The following is an 18,300-nucleotide window of genomic DNA, read 5'->3' on the forward strand; positions in this document are numbered from 1 at the left end:
CCCGACGCTGCTGTCACGAGCGGGCGACGTCAGCGGCACGTCAGCGGTACGCCAGTGGAACGGCAGGGCAGGGACCGAAGCTGTGAGCAGACCAGTTGTCAGCACATGGCATCGACCGCATCGACCGCACCGACCGCGTCACACGGGGAGCCCCACATGCGTACCTTCATCCGCCGCACTGCCGTACTCGCCACGACCGCCGCAGCCGCCCTCAGCCTGACGCTCACCGCCTGCGGCGACGGCAGCGCCAAGGGCGAGGGGGCCGCCGAGGCCGCCTCGGTCTCGAAGGCCGTCGGCGACGGCGCTGACAAGGTGGACACCACCACCGGCAGCAAGACAGGCACAGGCACCTCGGGCACGGGCACCTCCAGTTCGGGTACAGCCGGCTCCGCCGGCCCCGCGACGCAGGCCGGTTCCAACAAGAAGCCAGCGCAAAGACCCCGGCCTGCACCGTCGACGACGTGAAAATCACCGCGGCCAAGCAGGACGGCGTACCCACCACGCACATCACCCTGCCCGTCGCCAAGAGCAAGCCTGGCGTCCGCATCGTGCTGAGCGCCGGTGCCCCCGCCTACGCGGCCGTACGCATGTACGTGAACCTCTTCGCCGCCGACGGCCCCGCCGAGGGCAGCAAGACCGTCACCGCGCCCAAGGGCGGCATCGCAGTCAACGACGCAGTCGCCAAGACGGGTTACTGGACGCACGAGCTGCGCAACGGCGCCGACGACTTCTAAGCCGGCCTCGGGCTCGAGAGCCGCCTCCCTGAGCCACGCCGGTGGGACCGCATGCATGGCAGAAGGGCCTGGATCCACCAGGATCCGGGCCCTTCTGGGCAGTAGCGGGGACAGGATTTGAACCTGCGACCTCTGGGTTATGAGCCCAGCGAGCTACCGAGCTGCTCCACCCCGCGTCGGTAAACCCCACCCTACGGCACTGTTGGGCCGGCAACGGACTCCTTTTTCCCGGACTGCGTAGGGACCTGCGAACGCCATGTCTCGGCTGGGTACAGAGAAAGCACCCCTCCCAGTGCGGGAGCGCGCTCAAAACACCTCCGTGCCGCTGGTTGGAGAGACAGACTCCGCTGCCCACCACCAAATGCGTTTCCCACCGCGCCACGGTACGACGCCTTGGTCCTCCGCAGCTCGGCTCTTCCGAGGGACGAGCACTCACCTCTGCCCCTGGCAGCCCGTCAGTAACTCGCTCAGTCGGCGCGTCCCACCGGCGTACGCACGCTAGTTGGCCGGACGGCGAGTAGTGGGGCTCCGACCGGGGTGCCTGGCAGTTCGAGGTGGGGAGCGCTATGATCGCCGCGATGATGACTCATTCTGTTCACAGATTGGGGGCCCCGTCCGCGCAAGGTGAGTGCTGATGCTCACTGAGACCGCGAACCGGGATTCCCGCCTTTCCTTCTGGCTGCGCGTGCGTGAGTTCGCCGTGCCGCCATCCATGATCGAGACTGCGACCGCCCGCCGTTGTGCCGGGGACTGGGCGGGGGCGTGCGCCGCCGCAGGCATCGATGTCGACCTCAATCTTCGTTCCGTGGCGCGTACCCATGGCCCGGAGCTCGCAGCCCACATCCGGGCCGATCTCCGTCATCTGGCGCCTGACCTGTTGCGCTGGCACATGCCGAGGATCGCTCCTGACGGGCTGCTGCGCCCGGGTCTGACCATCGCTCTGGCTCGGTACGACGCCACTGGGTGCGACGGCGCGAGCGCATTGCACCTCGTGGTCCGGACTCCGCCGGCTTGGGCGGATGCGGGTCAGCGGATCAGCCTCGCGTTGTGGGACGGATCCCACTCGGAGGCCGGTGCCTCCCGTCATCCGCACCCCCGTCCCAACCAGCGGTTCCGCCTCGACCTGCACCGCCACCTGTGGGACGCGCGCAGGGCCGACGAGCTGCGGATCCGGTCCGGGGCCGATCGGCTGTCCGCCGACGGCCGGCCTGTGCCGGCCCCAAAGCTGCTGGGTATGGTGCCGCAGGGGCGCCGCTGCGCCGTTGACCGGTGGGCGGCCGAGGCGGGGATTCTGCTCCACGCCGAAGGGCGGTCCACCGGAAGCGTCACCGTGCGGTTCGGGGCCCGGCATCGGCTGGTCCTGGACCTGGTCCTGGACCTGGTCGCGGAAAGGGACGGCGTACGGCCGCCCGTATTGAGGTTCGCGGCGGCGTCAACAGATGGCGGCGCCTGCAGGCCGTCCGTCCCGCCCGTCCTGCCCGACGCGGCGACCTGGGTGCTGCCCGACCTGGATCTGATCCGCACCGGTTCGATCGAGGCCGATCGGCTGCACCCGCTGGTCGCCTCGGCACTCGTACCGGATCATTCGCCGGCCGGTCCGTCCCGGACTCCGGACCGGGCGGGGCAGCCGCGCCTCGTGGAGTGCCGGGGGGCTCGGCACCGGATCGCGCTGGTCAACGGAGTGCTGGCCCCGCTGGACCACGACCCGGCCGAGATCCGCCGGGAGGAACTGCTGGCCGCACTGACCGGCACTCCGCTTCCCTGCCTGCGGGCAATCGACGAGGCGCACCGTCATCCGGACTGCCTCACCGGCGTCCGCGAACGCCTTCAGCATGGCGACACAGCCGGTGCGCTGGCCGTCGTCGAGGGCCTGTTGGGCCCCGATGCACTGCTGCGCACCGGCGCTCTGCGGGACGAACTGGAGAGGGCCGCGCTGCGGCGGATCACATACGGGTTGTACAGGTCAGGTCTGATCGGACGCGGACCTGGCCCCACCCGTCCGCATCGTCGCCGTCCGTCCCGTGACCGCCGCTCACAGACGCGCCAGGCGACCTCTCGCTGACCGGGGACTTCCGTCCCCTTCTTCCCTCCACTTGGCTCACGACGAACCCATAGGTGATCAAACATGCCCACATACGCTCCGTTCGCTGCCACCGGTACTCGCTCCGACGTAGCCCACGCCTCCCAGCTCGACGTCGCCGGCGAGTTGCTGACCCTGCTGCGCGACACAACCACCGAACCGCGCCCCGACACACAACTGGAGGCACTGACTCTGTCCGTTGCCGCCGACCTGCCCGTGCTCCTGTGGGGTGAGCCGGGGATCGGCAAGACCGCGGCCCTGACACAACTTGCGGCGGCCCTGGACCTTCCGCTGACCACAGTGATCGCCAGTGTGCACGAGCCGTCCGACTTCTCGGGCCTGCCCATCGTCGGAGACGATCCCGCGGAACAGGGTGTTCCGATGGCCCCGCCGGACTGGGCAGTGCGCCTGGTACGGGCCGGCCGGGGGCTGCTGTTCCTGGACGAGCTGTCCACCGCACCGCCGGCCGTTCAGTCCGCCCTGCTCCGCCTCGTGCTCGAGCGGCGGATCGGCTCCCTGCAACTGCCGCCCGGGGTCCGGATCGTGGCTGCCGCCAATCCGCGATCATCGGCCTCCGACGGCTGGGAGCTGAGCCCGCCGCTGGCCAACCGGTTCGTTCATCTTCAGTGGACCCACGACCACGAGGTCGTGGTGCGCGGCCTCGGTGGGACCTGGCCCCGGGCAACACTGCCACGGCTCGCCCCGGAGAAGTTGTCAGAGGCCGTGAACCTCGCCCGCCGCGCGGTGTGCGGGCTCCTCACCGCCCGCCCCGCGCTCGTGCACCGGCTGCCCAGCAGTGAAACGCGCCGCGGCGGCCCCTGGCCGTCCCCCCGGAGCTGGGAGATGACACTGTGCCTGATCGCCTTCGCGACCGCGGCCGGTTCCTCCCGAGAAGTGCTCTCCCTGCTGGTCAGGGGCACCGTGGGAGACGGTCCGGGGCTGGAGATGCTGGCCACCCTGGACCGGATGGACCTCCCGGACCCCGAGGTGCTTCTCGCCGACCCCGCGGGTGCCGTCCTGCCCGAGCGGGGGGATCGACGCCAAGCCGTGCTCGACAGTGTGGTGGCGGCGGTCCGTCGGCGCCCTGAGAAGTCCCGTTGGGACGCGGCGTGGGCGCTCCTGGTCCGGGCGGTGGAGAGCGGAGCGCCGGACCTGGTGGTCGTCCCCGCGACCACCCTGGCCACGCTGCGCCAGGAGGACTGGGACGTTCCGGCGTCGATCGAGCGGCTCGCCGGAGCGGTGTCCCTGTCCCGGCGAGCGGACCACGCTGCCGCGCGGGTCGCGGTCGCCGCGAAGGCGGGCCGGTGACCCCGGACGCATGGGGGACCGGGACTCTGGACCTCGACAAGCTTTTCGCCGCCCGACTGCATGCCGCGCGGGTACGGCCCTACCTGGCGACGGCACTGTTCGCCCTGCACACCGTCGAGTCGCGGCGGGTACCGACGATGGCCGTCGACCGGCACTGGCGGTGCTACGTCTCGCCGGCGTTCGTGGATCGTACGCCGGTGGAGGAACTGGCCGGGGTATGGGTGCACGAGGTGTCGCACCTGTTGCGCGACCACCACGGGCGCAGTGACCGGGTCGCGCGGGAGCGTGGGCTGATGGGCCCGGGGGAGCGGCTGCGGATGAACATCGCCGCGGACTGCGAGATCAACGACGACGTGTTCGGTGACGGGTTGGTACGGCCCGAAGGCGCTGTCGTGCCGGCCTCCTTGGGGCTGCCCGAGGGGGAGCTCATGGAGGACTACCTGCGCCAATTCCGGCTCGGGCCGCGTACGCAGGACATCACCTGGCTGGACTGCGGCAGCGGCGCCGACGGACTGGAACGGGAGTGGGAGCTGGGTCCGGACGGTGCGTACGGCCTCAGCGAGCAGGAACAGGACGCGGTCCGGTTCCGGGTGGCGCAGGGCATCACCGCCCGTCCGGGGAACGCCGCGCAGGGGTGGAAGCGGTGGGCGGAGGAGGCGTTCCATCCGCCGCAGCCGTGGCGGGAGTTGCTGGGAGCGGCGGTCCGCTCGGCGGCTTCCGGCTCCGGCGCGGGCGAGGACTACACGTACGGCCGGCCGTCGCGGCGCTCGGCCGGGGTGCCCGGCGTTGTTCTGCCGAGCCTGCGGCGCAGGCCGCCTCGGGTCTCCGTGGTCATAGACACATCCGGCTCGGTCAGTGACACCGAACTGGGCAGCGCGCTCCTCGAGGTTGCCGCGATCTCCCGTGCCGTGGGCGGCCGTCGCGACCTGGTCACCGTGCTGCCGTGCGACGCGGCGGCCCGGATCGTGCACCCGTTGTGCCGTGCCGAGGGAATTCCGCTGGTGGGCGGTGGGGGTACGGATCTGCGCACGGGCTTCGCCAGGGCCCTCCGAGCGCAGCCCCGCCCCGATGTCATCGTGGTGCTGACCGACGGCCAGACGCCCTGGCCGGCCACGCGACCACCGTGCCGGACGGTGGTGGGTCTGTTCCCTCGGCAGCATGCAGCCCGGTCGTGGGACGAGGACGATCCCGAGTACGCACCGGACTCGCCGCCCGCGTGGGCCCGAGTGGTTGACATCGGGTCGTCTCCTGCGACTCGGTGAGTCTCTCAGGACGGCGCGGACAAGCCCTGCGCCTTGTGGTGGGGCTTCTTCTCAGGGAGGGGTGCGCGCCGCCGCCCGGATTAAGGGTCGGCGCCGGCGCGGGTGGCGAGTATGGGCCGGAGAAAGTGTCAGTATCCGTGGATCAAGCGTTCTAGACTCCCCGGATGACCGGCGATCTTTTGCGTCTCACTGTTCTGGGCTGTGCAACCCCTTACCCGAGCGTGGACAACCCATGCTCCGGCTACCTGGTGTCCGGCGGTGACACCCGTGTGTGGGTGGATGCGGGTAGCGGGACGCTGGCTGAGCTGCAACGCCACGTCCAGTTTGATGAGTTGGACGCGATCTGGATCTCCCACCTGCACGCCGATCACAGTGCGGACCTGCTCACGGCGTACTACGCGGCGCTCTACGCGGACATCCAACTCGATGCGCCGATCCCTCTCTATGGACCGCCGGGTATCGCTGACCGGCTGGCGCACTTCCTCACCAACACCTCCACCCGTAGCCCGGTCGAAGCCGCGTTCGCCATTCATGAACTTCACGACGGGCACCAGGCACGTATCGGCGCACTCACGCTGACCAGCCGGGCGGTGGCGCACGGCATCCCCGCCTTCGCCCTGCGCGTCGAGACGGCAGGCCGGTCGTTGGTCTACTCCGGGGATACGGCACCCTGCCCCGGCCTCACGAGCCTGGCGGAAGGGTGCGACGTATTGCTGTGCGAAGCCGAGAGCGCACAGGTACCAACCGAGGGCGAACAGGTTCACCACACGCCCGAAGACACCGGCGACACGGCCAGCGCGGCCCGGGCAGGACGGTTGGTCATCACGCATGTCGGCCGTTTCCTCACCCCGCAGCAGGCGGTAGCCCGTGCCTCGGCACGGTTCCGCGGCCCCATCGATTACGCCGCGCCCGGTGCCAGTTTCTCTGTTGGTCAAGCAGCGGCGGATTGAGGGGTGTTCAACGAGCTGGCCGCGTTCGAAACGGGCCTCGGCGCGGACAAGGGCGACAAGGTGGGGTGCGTTCGCCGCTCACCGGCGAGCCTGAGCCGACTCGACCAGCTTGAACACCATCGCCAGGGCGGCCGCTCCGCTGCCCGCACCCTTGGAGACCTTCGTCCGCAGCAGGGTGCCTTGACCACCGAACGCCCGGTGAAGGCGGCGTCCAAACCGGCCGGAGTGGAACCGGCCAGCCGGTTCCACAGGGCGAGATACGGCGAGGCCGGGTGCTGCGCCTGGAGCGCGACCACGCGCCGCACGCGAGCCCAGGGATCTGTTACACCTGGCCCGAGGAGCCGTCGCCTTGCCTCAGTAGCCATTCCCTGACCGACGGAACGTCGTCCAGGAGCTGCCTCACCTGCATGCCTTCTACGCGAGAGGTCACCCTCGGCAGCGGAATGAAGTCGGCAGGAAGCACGTCCAGAAGACTGATCACCTGAACTCCCGCACGAAGCGTGATCAGCAGCTCGCACCGCAGCTGACGTGGGATGGCCGGGCGATGGGACAAGCCGTGCCATATGAGCGGCCACAGGTAGTGGGATCCATCGGGCGCCGTATTCTCTACCACCCACGCCGGGTCCAACCGCTGGCTGAGGCCGAGCTCGCATGCCCGCTCCTCCAGCCTGATCAGCGAAGTCGTATCGATGATCTTCACCTCACGAGGCAGCGGCTCATCCGAATGCATCACCCCATGCTGCCCGCGCCGCAGCCGGCGCGCAACGCCGATCAGGCGTCCAGGGGGGGGCGGCCACCGACCCAGAGGTCAGGTCTCGCACAGCCTCTGCAGCATCGCGGGTCACACCCAACAATCGATCACAGTCGCGACCCACTGAGACGACACAACCTTCCGCTGTGGCCGGGGAGTTCAGTGCTCCCGTCGGCACCACACCTGCCGAAACAGCCGCTGTCAGTGTGCACCCCTACAGTGTCCGCATGGGTCCTGAGACACAGCTGGAGAACTCGCCACAACATCTGCTTCAGCAGTGGATCGGCGACCTGCCGTATCAACTGCTGCTGCTGGAGAAGGTGCTCCTTCGCGAGGATTTCCCCTTCGACTACACCCCCAAGTCACTGGACACTCTGGAGGCTCGTCTGCTGGAGCACTACGAGTCCGTCCAAGGCACCAAGGAGCGAACGGAGTTCGTCGAGAGCGCGATGGCCTATCTCGGCGAAGTACTGCTCGGCATCGCCGGCGGTGGTTGGGGCTGGAACACGCGGCCGGTTGACGATTTCCCCGGGCAGCCCGTCGTCTGGCCGGACGCGGAACTGGAACTCTCGCCCGTCGCACCGATGTTACTGATCTCGTACGCCCTCCGAGTCCGCACCGGGGCCGCGTTCGCCAAGGAGGTCGAGCGGCTGCGGAAGGCTGTGACGGCGCGGCAGCACGCGGTTCCGGGGTGGGAGCCGGTCAAGGAGCACACGCCGCGCGTGGACCCCACGGCGGCGCTGCCGGAGGATCCGGCGCTGTCGGCGTGGCTGGCCGAGCGGACGGAGGCGCTCCCCGCCTGGGCCGAGAACGCGTTCGGCGCAGCGTGGAGGTGGAACTTCCACCCCGACACGTTGGACTGGCTGGAAGCTGTCGTGAGGCTGCGGTTCGCCACGGTGGAGGAATTCGACGCTGCGCGGGACGAGCCGTTCGTGCAGGGCGCCAGCTGGTACATGGGCGAGGTGATCCGGCGGAACAAGGGGGCGGTGTGGCAGTACGTCGCGTTCGATCCCGACGCCGAGCCCGGCGCCCCGGGCTCGCGGGAGAGCGTGTGGACCGAGGTGCCGTTCCTGGATCAGCCGGACAAGCGGGTCGGGGGCGCGGCGATTCCGCTGGAGTGTCTGCGTGAGCTCCTCCTCGAGGAGGAGGACGGGAAGAGGAAGTACGGGCTGTGCGACGTGCTGTTCTGGTTCAGGTCGTCCTCGTACGCACACGTGGGGGCGCTCCTCCAGAGGTTGGCCATGGTGTCTCGGGAGAAGGTCGACAGCGTCCTCGCGGAGTACGCCGACTTCGCACACGATGAGTTGCCACCCCACGAAGTGCCTGACGCGCTCGAAGCGTTCGGTGTAGCGATCTCGGCCCACGCGGACGATGTCGACGATCTGGAGGAGAGCTATGCGGGCATCCTGGAGGAGGCCGCGGCACTGACCGACGGCGCGGTCACCATCACCGATGTCCGGCTGCGTGGGGACGAGGAGTGCGGCGAGGTCCTGGAGTTCGCCCGCAACGGCGTCTTGGTGACCCAACAGACCGAGCACACGTCGGACGACTACCTCGACCACCTGGCGATCGTGGAGTTCATCGACCACGTCGATCCCGACCCGGGCGACGACACGCGCCGGTTTTACATGGTCGATTTCGTGCGTCTCAGGGACGCCAGCTACGAGACCTACTTCGTTTTCGCCACGCCAGAACAGGCGGCTGTGCTGGAGAAAGAACTCGGTCTGCACCTGCGCTGAGCGGTGATCGGCCCCGGCCCGGGGCGGAGCAGATCGCCCCGGCTCCGGCATGGCGCACAGGCGTGGCTCGGAACGGCGAAGGTCCTGACGGCCGTCCGTCAGGCATCCTCGCGCCGGCACACCTGCGACGTCCTCAACACCATCAGCCGCTATTCGCTTGGCAACGTCTGGCCCAGTTTGCGCAGTAGATCGGTCAGGGCGCTCCGCTCGTCGGAGGTCAGTCCGGCGAGGAGTCGCGTCTCGTTGCGGACGTGCTGTTCGACTGCTTCGTCGATGAGCTCTCGACCCCGGTCGGTGAGCCGGATCAGCCGGCCCCGCGCGTCGTCCTCGGCCGCTCGGCGACTGACCAACCCGGCACGTTCCAGCCGGTCGACCCGCTTGGTCACCGCCCCCGAGGTGACCATCGTCGACCCGCGCAGCTCACCGGCGGTCAGCTCGAAGGGAGGGCCGGAGCGGCGCAGCGTGGCGAGCATGTCGAACTCGCCCCTGCCCAGGTCGTAGCGCTCGAAGACCCGGCACAGCCGCTCGTCCAGCGCCCAGTGCAAACGGGTGATGCGCCCGACCACGTGCATCGGGCTGGGATCGAGGTCGGGCCGCTCCCGGCGCCACTGGCCGACGATGAGATCGACCGCGTCGGCGTCGGTGGGCGAGGCGAAGGAGTCGACGTCCTGAGGCATGGCTTGACCATATCTTCCGTGGAAAGTAATCTATCTTCCATGGAAAGTATTGCATGGTGTCTGGCGTTGGCGAACTTTGGCGACCGGTGCCTCGGCGCGGCGGGCGGCGCGGCATGAAGAGTGGTCAGCAATTCCTTACCTCAGGTGTGACGGCGCTGGCGCCGGCGATCTGGGGAAGTACCTATCTGGTGACGACAGAGTGGTTGCCGCCGGACCGCCCGCTCTTGGCCGGCACCGTGCGGGCGCTCCCCGCGGGCCTGATTCTGCTGACCTTCGCCCGCACGTTGCCGACCGGGATATGGCTGTGGCGCGCCCTGGTGCTCGGAACGCTCAACATCGGCGCGTTCAACTTCTTGTTGTTCGTCGCGGCCTACCGCCTGCCGGGTGGTATAGCGGCGATGATCATGGCGGTACAGCCGATGCTTGTGCTGGTCTTGGCGGCGCTGCTCATCGGGGACAGAATCCAGTACACGCACGTGGCGGCCTGCGCCCTCGGCGCAGGCGGTGTCGTGTTGCTTGTGTTCAAGGGGACAGCGGCACTGGATTACGTCGGTGTTGCGGCGGCGGTGGGTGCAGCAGTCAGCATGGCTGTCGGCATCACACTGACCAAACTCTGGGGTCGCCCAGACGGAGTGGGGCTGCTCCCCTTCACTGGCTGGCAGCTCATCGCAGGCGGGCTCGTGTCGTTGCCCTTCACGCTGTCCGTCGAAGGGCTGCCGGCCACCATCAGTGGAACTCACGTCATCGGGTTTGGCTACCTCATCTCCCTGGGGGCTGTCATCAGTTATGCAATATGGTTCCGCGGGATTGAGAGATTGCCGGCACTGGCGGTCTCCTTCCTTGCCTTGGGCAGTCCGATCGTCGCAACGCTTCTCGGATACCTGTTTCTGCGTCAGACGTTGTCGATTCTGCAGCTGGTCGGAATCCTGGTGATTATCAGTGCCGTGCTGCTCGCACAACCCCGACCGGTCAAGCCGCGAGAGGGGCAGGGTGGCTTCGGCGCAGGGAGAGAAGAATCAGCAGCGCGAAAGCAGCGAACGCGGCGCCTGTGCGGGCGTAGTTGAATGCCTCCCAGCGAGCCAGGATCTCGGCGTGATCGGCGGGTGCCGAGGTGGCCGCCCACTGCTTGATACGGCCGTTGATGGGGACGTTGCCGAGACGGGTGATCAGGAAGGACGCCACGGCAAGGAGCCCCGCCCCTGCGGCCAGCCACCGTGAGGCGCCACGCGTCATGGCGGCAAGCGTGAGGGCGCTCAGTGCGGACATGCCCATGGCGCCTTGCATGGTGATGCCGTTCATCTGCATCAACTGGGCGTGGAAAGACAGCCTCATGTCGAGGGGTACGGCGTTGAAGGTGGGGACGAGGTTGGCCGCTCCGTAGCCAAATGCGCCGGCGAGGGCGCCGGTGGACAGCAGGGCGACGCCCTGTACGAGTCGGATGCGCATGCGGATCACTCCCGGGTCTCCGGTTCGGCGGGGGTCACGGTCCGCGTGAGCTGTTCGGCTCGTCGCAGCAGGCCGTCCGGGGTGAACTCCGCGAACATGTGGACTCGTGTGGCCACCGGTCCGCCCTTGCGCATCCGGGCGTGAATCGTGAAACGGGTCGCGATCCGGCCGCCGTCCGCGAACGCCTCGTGTACCTCGAACCGGAACTCCCGCAGGTTTCTGCGCACCGGGCGCAGGTGAGCGACGAGGCGGTCCCAGTCGAGACGTACGCCGTCGGCGACCTGAACGACGTCACGGGTGTAGTACCTGGCCATCAGGTCCGAGGCGTCTTCCGAGCCATGTACGACGGCCTGGGTGAAGGACGTGAAGAAGTCGGCGACGAACTGCTCGGGAGGCTTCCTGTTGAGAGGTTTCACCATGCTCCTGCCTTGTCGGCGGACTTGGCCACACAACGATCTCTTACGCACCTGTAAGATATAGCGAGGCGTCTATTTCTGACAAGGGTGTAAGAGTTGACTGTATTCGAGCCCTCGGGCGACTCGTCGCGGGCGCGGCCTCGCCGTCGCGCCGACGCCGAGCGCAGCAGGGTCGCGGTGCTGGACGCCGCGGTCCGGCTGCTGGCCGAGCGCCCCGATGCCGGCATGGCCGCCATCGCTGCCGCGGCCGATGTCACCCGCCAGACCGTCTACGCGCACTTCGGCACCCGGGACGGTCTCCTGGAGGCCGTCGCCGACCGGATCACGGACGAGGCCATGGCCGCGATGGACGAGGCGGAAGAGGACGGGGGTTCCGCCCTGGACGCGCTGATGCGGCTGCAGGACATCGGCTGGCGGCTCTTCGAACGTAACCCGGTGCTCCTTCAGCTCGGAAGCACCCGCGCCGGCGCCGATGCCGACCGGGCTCGGCATGAGCCCGTCGCTGCCCGGCTCACCCGGCTGATCGAAAAGGGCCAGGCGTCAGGCGAGTTCGACCCCGCACCGCCGGCCACCTGGCTGGTGGCCGCCGTCATCGCGCTCGGCCACGCGGCGGGCGACGAAGTCGGGGCGGACCGCATGTCGGTGGAAGAGGCGGCAATATGGCTACGGACCGCCACACTCGCCCTCCTAGGGGTCAGGCTCCGGAACTCGGCGCCGCCATAGGCGGTTCGCGGCGTTCGACGGTGTTGCGTTGCTCGTGCGCGTTACGGCTTTCACGGACCCGAACGCCCGGGTCCGCAGTGACCGCGGCCGGCCCGGCAGTCGGGCCTTCCGGGCTCGGCCGCCCGTACCCTCACGGGGTGCAGGCCTCGGCGATCGACAGGCTGTTCTCGTAGAGGTGGTGCCGGGTGATCCGGCCGTCCTCGACGGTGAGGTGCAGCGCGAACGGGCCCTCGAAGGACTTCCCCGTCGCGCGTACGGTCCCCGACAGGTGCCCCATCAGGACGGCGTCGGTGCCGTCGACGAGGAAGCTCTCGACGGAGGCGCGCGCGTCCTCGGGCACGGTGTGCTCCATCAACTCCGTGAACTGGGCGGCGCATTCGGCGGCCGTGGACCGCGGGCGGATCCACGGGACGGCGGGGTTCTCGGCGAGCAGCCAGTCGACCTCCTCGGCGAAGAGGCCGACGAGCCTCCGTGTGTCCCCAGCCATGCGGGCGGCAAGGAACTCCTGCACGACAGCCCGGGTGGCCTCGGCGACGGAACTCGCGGTGGTGGCTGAACTCGCCGTGGTGGCAGTGGGCTTGACGGACATGGTGCTCTCCTCGTGGCGGCGGATGGATCTTGGCGGGGGTTCCCGTCGACGTGCTTGATCCTGCCGGGGGAGGGGGGAGTGGTCGATTACCTCGGGGGTAATGAATGGCCACGGTTGGTCGGGGCGGCTGTTCCCGCGGTGCCCATAGCGTGTGTCGCGATCATCACGCCGGCGGCGCTGGGCGGAGCTTAAAGCCTCAGTCCGTTCTCGGTCGACCGGGTCCAGGGACGCATTGTCCCAGAGTGTCGTCCGCAGGCAACTGGCATCACTCGCCCGCTGCTTGATCCAGACGAAACGGCATGACGGCATCGGAGTCCGCATGGACTCCGTCGACCCGTGCGGCCGGCTCGTCGCGCGCCTCGGCGTCAGTCCGTGGGGCGCAGCAAGGCCAGCAGCAGGCGGACGAGTTCCTCGACGACCTCGTCGAGAGTGCCGTCCACCCACCCGGCGGACCAGTCGTGCAGAAGACCGTTCACACTGCCGATGAAGGCGGCCGCGGCGATGCGGTAGTCACGATCAGCGGCCTCACCTCTCAGCGCGGCGGCCGCTGCCTCTGTGCACATCAGGTCAATCCATCGTGCCCGGCGGGCCAGCCGTTGCTCGTCCATGCGAGGGCTTACGCCGACGATCTCGGTGAAGGTCATGCGGATGCGCCGCGGATCCACGGCGATGCTTGCCGCGTACGCGCGGAAAACGGATCCGTAGCGTTCGGCGAGGGGTCGGCCCTCGGTCTGAGCGAGGGCTTCTAGGACAGCGCTCTCGGCCCAGTCGTTGACCTGCAGGTGCAAGGCGGCAAGCACGTCTTCAAGGGTGCGGAACTCTTCGTAGAACTGCCGGGTCGACAGCCCGGCCGCCTCACAGAGGGCGGCGACGGTCGTCGACCGGTAGCCGGGGCCGGCCCCGAAGAGCTGCAGTGCCGCGTCAAGGAGCCTCTGACGCCGCTCGGCGTGCCGCTCGATGGCCGTCTTGCCTGCGTACCGACCGGTTGACTGCCTGTGCCGTTCCCTCACCCATCCCCCTCGCCGTGCTCCCGGTCATCTTCTCCCGTCCGGGGGGTTGAGGAACCGCGCCCCCGTCGTTACCTTCAAGTAGCCAAAAGTGAAGCGCAGCGTTTTCAGATTGTGCGGCCGGGACGCCCTGCACGGAAGACGCCCGATCGCAGCACCAAGCGCACCCGCTTCCCCAACCCCCGGGAAGTCGCCGCCCGGCACCGTCCGAACCAGCCCACCCCGGCAAGCGCTACTACGCCGCTGTCATGAGCAGCACAAATTGTTGTTAGTCATCCCACCCGAAGCAGAGTCGCTACGCGGAGGAAAGCCATGCTCGAGTCCAAGAACCCACACGCGGACACCGGAGCGTCCGCACCCCGGACAACGGACACAGCGCACGCTCTGCGCCGCAAGCGACGCAGGCTCCACCTGGCCGTTGCCGTAGCAATCCTTGCCGCACTCACCACGACCGGCGCATCAGCTGTCGAGCCCACCCCGGCCCAGGACGCCGCAGCCCTCCAGGAAGTGATGTTCGTCGGCAACAACTGGGACGGCACCGCCGACGTGATCAAGTCCAGCGGCACCTTCGCGAAACTGGGACGGATCAACGTGATCCCCGACAAGCGGAAGCGCCTGGCGGAGATCTACACCAACCCCGTGAAGCTGATCTACTTCCTGGGCATCCGCAACGGCCCGGGTGAGGGACACGACCAGTTCGTCGACGACATGTACTCCACCCCCGACGGGACGGCCATGGTCGTCTCACGCCCCAGCTTCGCCGACGTAGTCTCCATCGACGTGGCGACCGGGAACATCAAGTGGCGCTTCCCCGTCTCCGGTTACCGCTCCGACCACATGGCCGTGTCCCCCGACGGCAAGCGCGTAGCCGTTTCCGCCTCCACCTCCAACACCGTCCATGTCCTCGACATCACCACGGGGAAGGAAGTCGGTTCGTTCGCGACCGGCGACAAGCCCCACGAGAACGTCTTCACCGAGGGCGGCGAGTACATCTGGAACATGGCCATCGGCGACGTCAACACTGACACCGACGCCCCGTTCCTGGACTGGACGAAGGGCGACCGCAAGATCACCGTCGTCGACGCGGACACCTTCAAGGAAGTGAAGGTCATCGACATGCGCGACAGGCTCGACGCCTTCGGCCGCAAGGACCTTAACGACGCCGTGCGCCCAGTGGCCTTCACCCCCGACGAAACCAAGCTCTACTTCCAGGTCTCCTTCTTCAACGGTTTCCTCGAGTACGACGTTGCCAGCGACAAGATCACCCGCGTCAAGACCCTTCCGAAGAATCCCAACACCAGCGAGGACCGCACCACCTGGGTCAACGACTCCCGCCATCACGGCATGTCGATGAGCCCGCGGGGCGACAAACTCTGCGTCGCCGGAACCATGGACGACTACGCCACCATCGTCGATCGCGCGACCCTGCGCGAAGGACCTCTGGTCACCGCTTCCAAGCCCTACTGGGCAACAGTCAGCGGCGACGGCAAGTCCTGCGTCATCTCGGAAAGCGGAAGCGACCAGGTTACGGCCATTGACTTCACCACCGGAAAGAAGATCGTGTCGGTCCCCGTCGGAGACCACCCGCAACGCGTCCGTATCGCCCACGTGCCGACCGACTGGACCAGCCCGGCCACGCTTGGATGACAAAGCGACAAGAGCAGCAAGAGCACACACCGTGCTCCTGACTCCTCGGACGGGGCACCGCTTACTACGGCCGCCGACGCAGCGCGCGGGCGATCTCGGCGACCGAGCGGAGAATGGCGGCCCGGTGCTGCGGCTGGGTTCCCTCCAGGGCCCGACGGATGGTCACGAGCACCGTCGTCGCGGTCACTGTGCAGCTGAACAGCACGGTGACCGCGTGCGTGGTCAGCAGGTCGAGCAGGAGTCGGGAAGTGCTCATCGCTTACTCCGATGGAAGTGCGGTTGGACGGACTTCCCCAGTGCGCCCGTCCAGCGGCATGTCCATCGACCTTCCACCGCAGACTGGACGGGCGGTGTTCCCGACTCCAGATGGCGGGCCTAGGCTGGCAGCCCCCTGACGCACTGGTGGTGGACGTGTTGGACGGCTGGAGAGGGACGGGCCATAGCGCCACGACCGAGGACGGCAGCGCAGCCGCGCTGGAGGAAGAATTCTTCGACGACCTCAAGCGCGTGGAACACCTGCGCCGACAGTTACCGGCGGGGGTACGCCCCTCCCTGCGCGACCTTGCCACCCACGCGCAGCGCTCGCACAACACCATCGACAACTGGCTGAGTGGCAAAGCGTTCCCGGCGGACGTAGAGGTCTTGGCCGGTGTGATAGCCGTGATCGGGCAGGCGGCCACCCGCGCCGGTGTCCCGCGTGAAGACGCGGTCTTGCTCGATCCCCGACGGTGGCGGGAGCGGCACGGCGCGATCAACCGGGCGAGGGTACGGGAGGCCGAAAGAGCGCGGCGCGGCCGGCAGGCAGCCGCCGACCTGGTCGGCGCCGAGGCGCAGGCCCGCTGCGGTGCTCTGGCCGACCCGCCGCAGCGCCTGGACCGCTGGACGGCGGCCGGGTTACGGGTTCATCCGTCAATCTCGGGCATGGGTTCGCACGCCCCGGGGTTCGTTCTGCCCTCGTACGTCGAGCGTCCCCACGACCAGACGCTGCGGGAGGCGCTGCGTACGGCGGCCGAGGGGGTCGAGGCGGTGCTGGTGGTGGTGCGCGGGAGCTCGTGCACGGGCAAGACCCGTGCCGCTTACGAAGCCGTCCGGCACGTCAGGGGACTGGACGACTGGGACCTCGTATTCCCCCGTACCGCGTCAAGTGCGCTGGAAGTCATGGCCGTCCGAGCGCTCGTCCCGCGCACCATCTTGTGGCTCGACGACGCTCACCAGCTTCTCTCCGGGAGCGAGGGGGAAGACCTTGCAGCCGGCCTGCTCTCCCGTCTGACCCAGCCGGGCCCTGTGATCGTCGTGGCGACGTTGTGGGACGCCGCCTTCACCGACCTGACCGCGCCTCCGCGTGAACGTGCCTTCGGCAGCGCTGACCCGCACCGCCATGCCCGTGCACTTCTGACCGGTGCCACAACCGTCGTGCGTGTCCCGTCCGCCTTCGGTGCGGAAGACCTGCGGGTGCTCGACGGCCTCGAGGTCGACCCCGCGCTGACGGAGGCCAGATGCGCCTCCCGGGAGGGGAAGATCACCCAGACCCTCGCAGCGGGCCTCCAGCTCGTGGACCGTTACGAATCCGCCCAGGAGCCCCCCGCCTGCTACACGCGTGCCCTGGTCACTGCCGCTATGGACGCCTACCGGCTGGGTTGGGACGCGCCTCTGCCCGACGCCTTCCTGCGCGATGCCGCTCCCGGCTACCTCACGGACGAGCAGCGCACCGGGGCGGGCCCCCATTGGTTCGCGTCGGCCCTCACGGACGCCCGAGCCCGGGTGCAGCGCGTTGCCGCGGCCTTGGAGCCCGTGCCCCTGCCCGGGGGGATGGGTGCGCAGCCAGGTGTCTCGCGCCTGGCCGACTACCTCGATGCCCACGGCCGCGCCAGCAGGGAAGACGCCGCCCCTCCGCAGTCGTTCTGGACCGCCGCGGCCGACCATGCGAAGAATGCGGGCCATCTTGCCCGGCTGAGTCGGGAAGCCGAGGCAAGGGGCCAGTGCCACGACGCCGAGCGCCTGGCCGGTCTGGCCACTGACGCCGGCGACTCCGGAGCCTACGCAATGCTGGCGGAGCTGCGAGAGCGCGCCGGAGACCGGCAGGGGGCCGAGCGCCTGGCCCGACTGGCAGCCGACGGCGGAGACCCGCGCTGCTGCGCCGCGTTGGCGTGGATGCGGGAGCGCGCCGGTGATCAACAGGGAGCCGAGCGCCTCGCCCGACTGGCCGCGGTCGCTGGAGATACGGACGCTCTGCGCAGCTTGACCGGGATGCGGGAACGGGCCGGGGACCACCAGGGCGCCGAAAGGCTGGCCCGACTTGCCACCGAGGCCGGAGACCGGGCCGCCTTCCGCCGACTTGGCCGCGGGCGGGAGCAGACCGGGGACGCGGAGAGCGCCGAGCGCCTTTACGAACTGGCCGCCGGCGCGGGGGATCGCCGAGCCTACAACGCCCTGGCCAGAGTGCTGGAGCGGGCGGGGAACAGCCAAGGTGCAGAGGAGATGGCCCGGCTGGCCGCCGAGGCGGGAAGCCCACGCTGCTACACCACACTGGCCTGGATGCGCGAGCGGGCGGGGGACCACCAGGGCGCTGAGCGCCTTGTGCGACTCGCCGCCGACGCCGGAGACCGGCATGCCCTGCGCGAACTGGCCGAGCTGCGGGAGCGCGCCGGGGACCCGCAGGGGGCGGAGCGCTTGGCGCGAATGGCCGCCGGCAACGGAAGTACGGACGCTTTGCGCAGCTTGACGGAGATGCGGGAACGGGCCGGGGACCACGAGGGGGCTGGACACCTTGCCCGACTCGCCGCCGACGCCGGAGACGGGGACGCTCTTCGCAGACTGGACCGCATACGAGAGCGAACCGGCGATCAGCAGGCTTGAGCAGTCACGCGATTGCGGGTCGGGATTGAGGGTCGGGATTGAGGGGAGCAGTATCCGCCTGAGTCAGCAGCGATCCTGTCGCTTACGTCGAGGCCGAGTACTGCGGCGGGTCGGC

18 protein-coding genes, 1 tRNA gene and 2 pseudogenes are annotated in these 18,300 nt (G+C 68.9%); 11 read left to right on the top strand and 10 right to left on the bottom strand.

Annotation, left to right across the window (positions count from 1 at the left end; genetic code table 11):
• Positions 1-156: 156 nt before the first annotated feature.
• Positions 157-465 carry a hypothetical protein gene (locus ABZX79_RS11635; RefSeq protein WP_355254720.1) on the top strand — a complete coding sequence of 103 codons (309 nt, stop codon included), beginning with the start codon at positions 157-159 and terminating at the stop codon, positions 463-465.
• On the top strand, positions 462-734 hold the full coding sequence (locus tag ABZX79_RS11640) for a hypothetical protein (protein WP_355254722.1): 273 nt from the start codon (positions 462-464) through the stop codon (positions 732-734). Before ABZX79_RS11635 ends, ABZX79_RS11640 begins: the two co-directional genes overlap by 4 nt.
• Positions 735-836: 102 nt before the next feature.
• Here the strand turns inward: ABZX79_RS11640 and ABZX79_RS11645 are convergent.
• Positions 837-910: transfer RNA gene (locus tag ABZX79_RS11645), tRNA-Met, on the bottom strand.
• A gap of 458 nt (positions 911-1,368) precedes the next feature.
• Between ABZX79_RS11645 and ABZX79_RS11650 the strand changes: the two genes are divergently transcribed.
• The 4 genes from ABZX79_RS11650 to ABZX79_RS11665 all read left to right on the top strand — a co-directional run bounded on the left by ABZX79_RS11650 (position 1,369) and on the right by ABZX79_RS11665 (position 6,334).
• Positions 1,369-2,796, top strand: coding sequence for a hypothetical protein (locus ABZX79_RS11650; RefSeq protein ID WP_355254724.1), 1,428 nt, complete (start codon positions 1,369-1,371; stop codon positions 2,794-2,796).
• Positions 2,797-2,859: 63 nt separating this feature from the next.
• Entirely contained in the window at positions 2,860-4,122 is a 1,263-nt protein-coding gene (locus tag ABZX79_RS11655) for an AAA family ATPase (RefSeq protein WP_355254726.1), read from the top strand.
• Positions 4,119-5,384 carry a VWA-like domain-containing protein gene (locus ABZX79_RS11660; RefSeq protein WP_355254728.1) on the top strand — a complete coding sequence of 422 codons (1,266 nt, stop codon included), beginning with the start codon at positions 4,119-4,121 and terminating at the stop codon, positions 5,382-5,384. The genes ABZX79_RS11655 and ABZX79_RS11660 overlap by 4 nt, the downstream gene beginning before the upstream one ends.
• A gap of 164 nt (positions 5,385-5,548) precedes the next feature.
• Positions 5,549-6,334 (top strand): MBL fold metallo-hydrolase, encoded by a 786-nt coding sequence (locus tag ABZX79_RS11665; RefSeq protein WP_355254730.1) that lies wholly within the window; start codon positions 5,549-5,551, stop codon positions 6,332-6,334.
• A gap of 6 nt (positions 6,335-6,340) precedes the next feature.
• On the opposite strand, the pseudogene ABZX79_RS11670 reads toward ABZX79_RS11665, so the two are convergent.
• From ABZX79_RS11670 to ABZX79_RS11680, 3 genes and pseudogenes are all read right to left on the bottom strand, one after another.
• A pseudogene (locus ABZX79_RS11670) lies at positions 6,341-6,505 on the bottom strand (IS256 family transposase); the annotation flags it as partial.
• Positions 6,506-6,510: 5 nt separating this feature from the next.
• A pseudogene (locus ABZX79_RS11675) lies at positions 6,511-6,699 on the bottom strand (crosslink repair DNA glycosylase YcaQ family protein); the annotation flags it as partial.
• Positions 6,657-7,064, bottom strand: coding sequence for a hypothetical protein (locus tag ABZX79_RS11680; protein WP_355254732.1), 408 nt, complete (start codon positions 7,062-7,064; stop codon positions 6,657-6,659). The gene ABZX79_RS11680 and the pseudogene ABZX79_RS11675, both read right to left, overlap by 43 nt.
• A 248-nt stretch (positions 7,065-7,312) precedes the next feature.
• On the opposite strand from ABZX79_RS11680, the gene ABZX79_RS11685 reads away from it, so the two are divergent.
• Complete coding sequence (locus tag ABZX79_RS11685; protein WP_355254734.1) at positions 7,313-8,824, top strand: hypothetical protein; 1,512 nt, start codon at positions 7,313-7,315, stop codon at positions 8,822-8,824.
• 149 nt (positions 8,825-8,973) lie between these two features.
• Here ABZX79_RS11685 and ABZX79_RS11690 read toward each other — a convergent pair whose 3' ends face one another.
• On the bottom strand, positions 8,974-9,501 hold the full coding sequence (locus ABZX79_RS11690; protein WP_355254736.1) for a MarR family transcriptional regulator: 528 nt from the start codon (positions 9,499-9,501) through the stop codon (positions 8,974-8,976).
• A 113-nt stretch (positions 9,502-9,614) separates the two neighbouring features.
• Between ABZX79_RS11690 and ABZX79_RS11695 the strand changes: the two genes are divergently transcribed.
• Positions 9,615-10,565: an EamA family transporter gene (locus tag ABZX79_RS11695; protein ID WP_355254738.1), complete on the top strand. Its 951-nt coding sequence runs from the start codon at positions 9,615-9,617 to the stop codon at positions 10,563-10,565.
• Here ABZX79_RS11695 and ABZX79_RS11700 read toward each other — a convergent pair.
• Both ABZX79_RS11700 and ABZX79_RS11705 read right to left on the bottom strand, forming a co-directional pair.
• On the bottom strand, positions 10,471-10,947 hold the full coding sequence (locus tag ABZX79_RS11700; RefSeq protein WP_355254740.1) for a DUF1772 domain-containing protein: 477 nt from the start codon (positions 10,945-10,947) through the stop codon (positions 10,471-10,473). The genes ABZX79_RS11695 and ABZX79_RS11700 overlap by 95 nt on opposite strands.
• A gap of 5 nt (positions 10,948-10,952) precedes the next feature.
• Positions 10,953-11,366: a nuclear transport factor 2 family protein gene (locus tag ABZX79_RS11705; protein ID WP_355254742.1), complete on the bottom strand. Its 414-nt coding sequence runs from the start codon at positions 11,364-11,366 to the stop codon at positions 10,953-10,955.
• A 93-nt stretch (positions 11,367-11,459) separates the two neighbouring features.
• On the opposite strand from ABZX79_RS11705, the gene ABZX79_RS11710 reads away from it, so the two are divergent.
• Positions 11,460-12,086 carry a TetR/AcrR family transcriptional regulator gene (locus ABZX79_RS11710; RefSeq protein WP_355254744.1) on the top strand — a complete coding sequence of 209 codons (627 nt, stop codon included), beginning with the start codon at positions 11,460-11,462 and terminating at the stop codon, positions 12,084-12,086.
• A gap of 130 nt (positions 12,087-12,216) precedes the next feature.
• On the opposite strand, the gene ABZX79_RS11715 is transcribed toward ABZX79_RS11710, so the two are convergent.
• Together ABZX79_RS11715 and ABZX79_RS11720 are read right to left on the bottom strand one after the other, a co-directional pair.
• The gene (locus ABZX79_RS11715; RefSeq protein WP_355254745.1) at positions 12,217-12,675 is read right to left on the bottom strand and encodes a nuclear transport factor 2 family protein; all 459 of its coding nucleotides are present in this window, start codon (positions 12,673-12,675) and stop codon (positions 12,217-12,219) included.
• Between the two features lie 365 nt (positions 12,676-13,040).
• A complete protein-coding gene (locus ABZX79_RS11720) occupies positions 13,041-13,685 on the bottom strand; it encodes a TetR/AcrR family transcriptional regulator (RefSeq protein WP_355254747.1) in 645 nt (214 codons plus the stop codon).
• A gap of 309 nt (positions 13,686-13,994) precedes the next feature.
• Here ABZX79_RS11720 and ABZX79_RS11725 point away from each other — a divergent pair, with 309 nt between their 5' ends.
• A complete protein-coding gene (locus ABZX79_RS11725; RefSeq protein WP_355254749.1) occupies positions 13,995-15,329 on the top strand; it encodes a YncE family protein in 1,335 nt (444 codons plus the stop codon).
• 64 nt (positions 15,330-15,393) lie between these two features.
• On the opposite strand, the gene ABZX79_RS11730 is transcribed toward ABZX79_RS11725, so the two are convergent.
• Positions 15,394-15,585: a hypothetical protein gene (locus tag ABZX79_RS11730; protein ID WP_355254751.1), complete on the bottom strand. Its 192-nt coding sequence runs from the start codon at positions 15,583-15,585 to the stop codon at positions 15,394-15,396.
• A 149-nt stretch (positions 15,586-15,734) separates the two neighbouring features.
• Between ABZX79_RS11730 and ABZX79_RS11735 the strand changes: the two genes are divergently transcribed.
• Positions 15,735-18,185 (top strand): sel1 repeat family protein, encoded by a 2,451-nt coding sequence (locus ABZX79_RS11735; RefSeq protein WP_355254753.1) that lies wholly within the window; start codon positions 15,735-15,737, stop codon positions 18,183-18,185.
• Positions 18,186-18,300: the final 115 nt, after the last annotated feature.

The sequence above is a fragment of the Streptomyces sp. NPDC002994 genome, from assembly GCF_040611155.1.
In the GTDB taxonomy this organism is placed as follows: Bacteria; Actinomycetota; Actinomycetes; order Streptomycetales; family Streptomycetaceae; genus Streptomyces.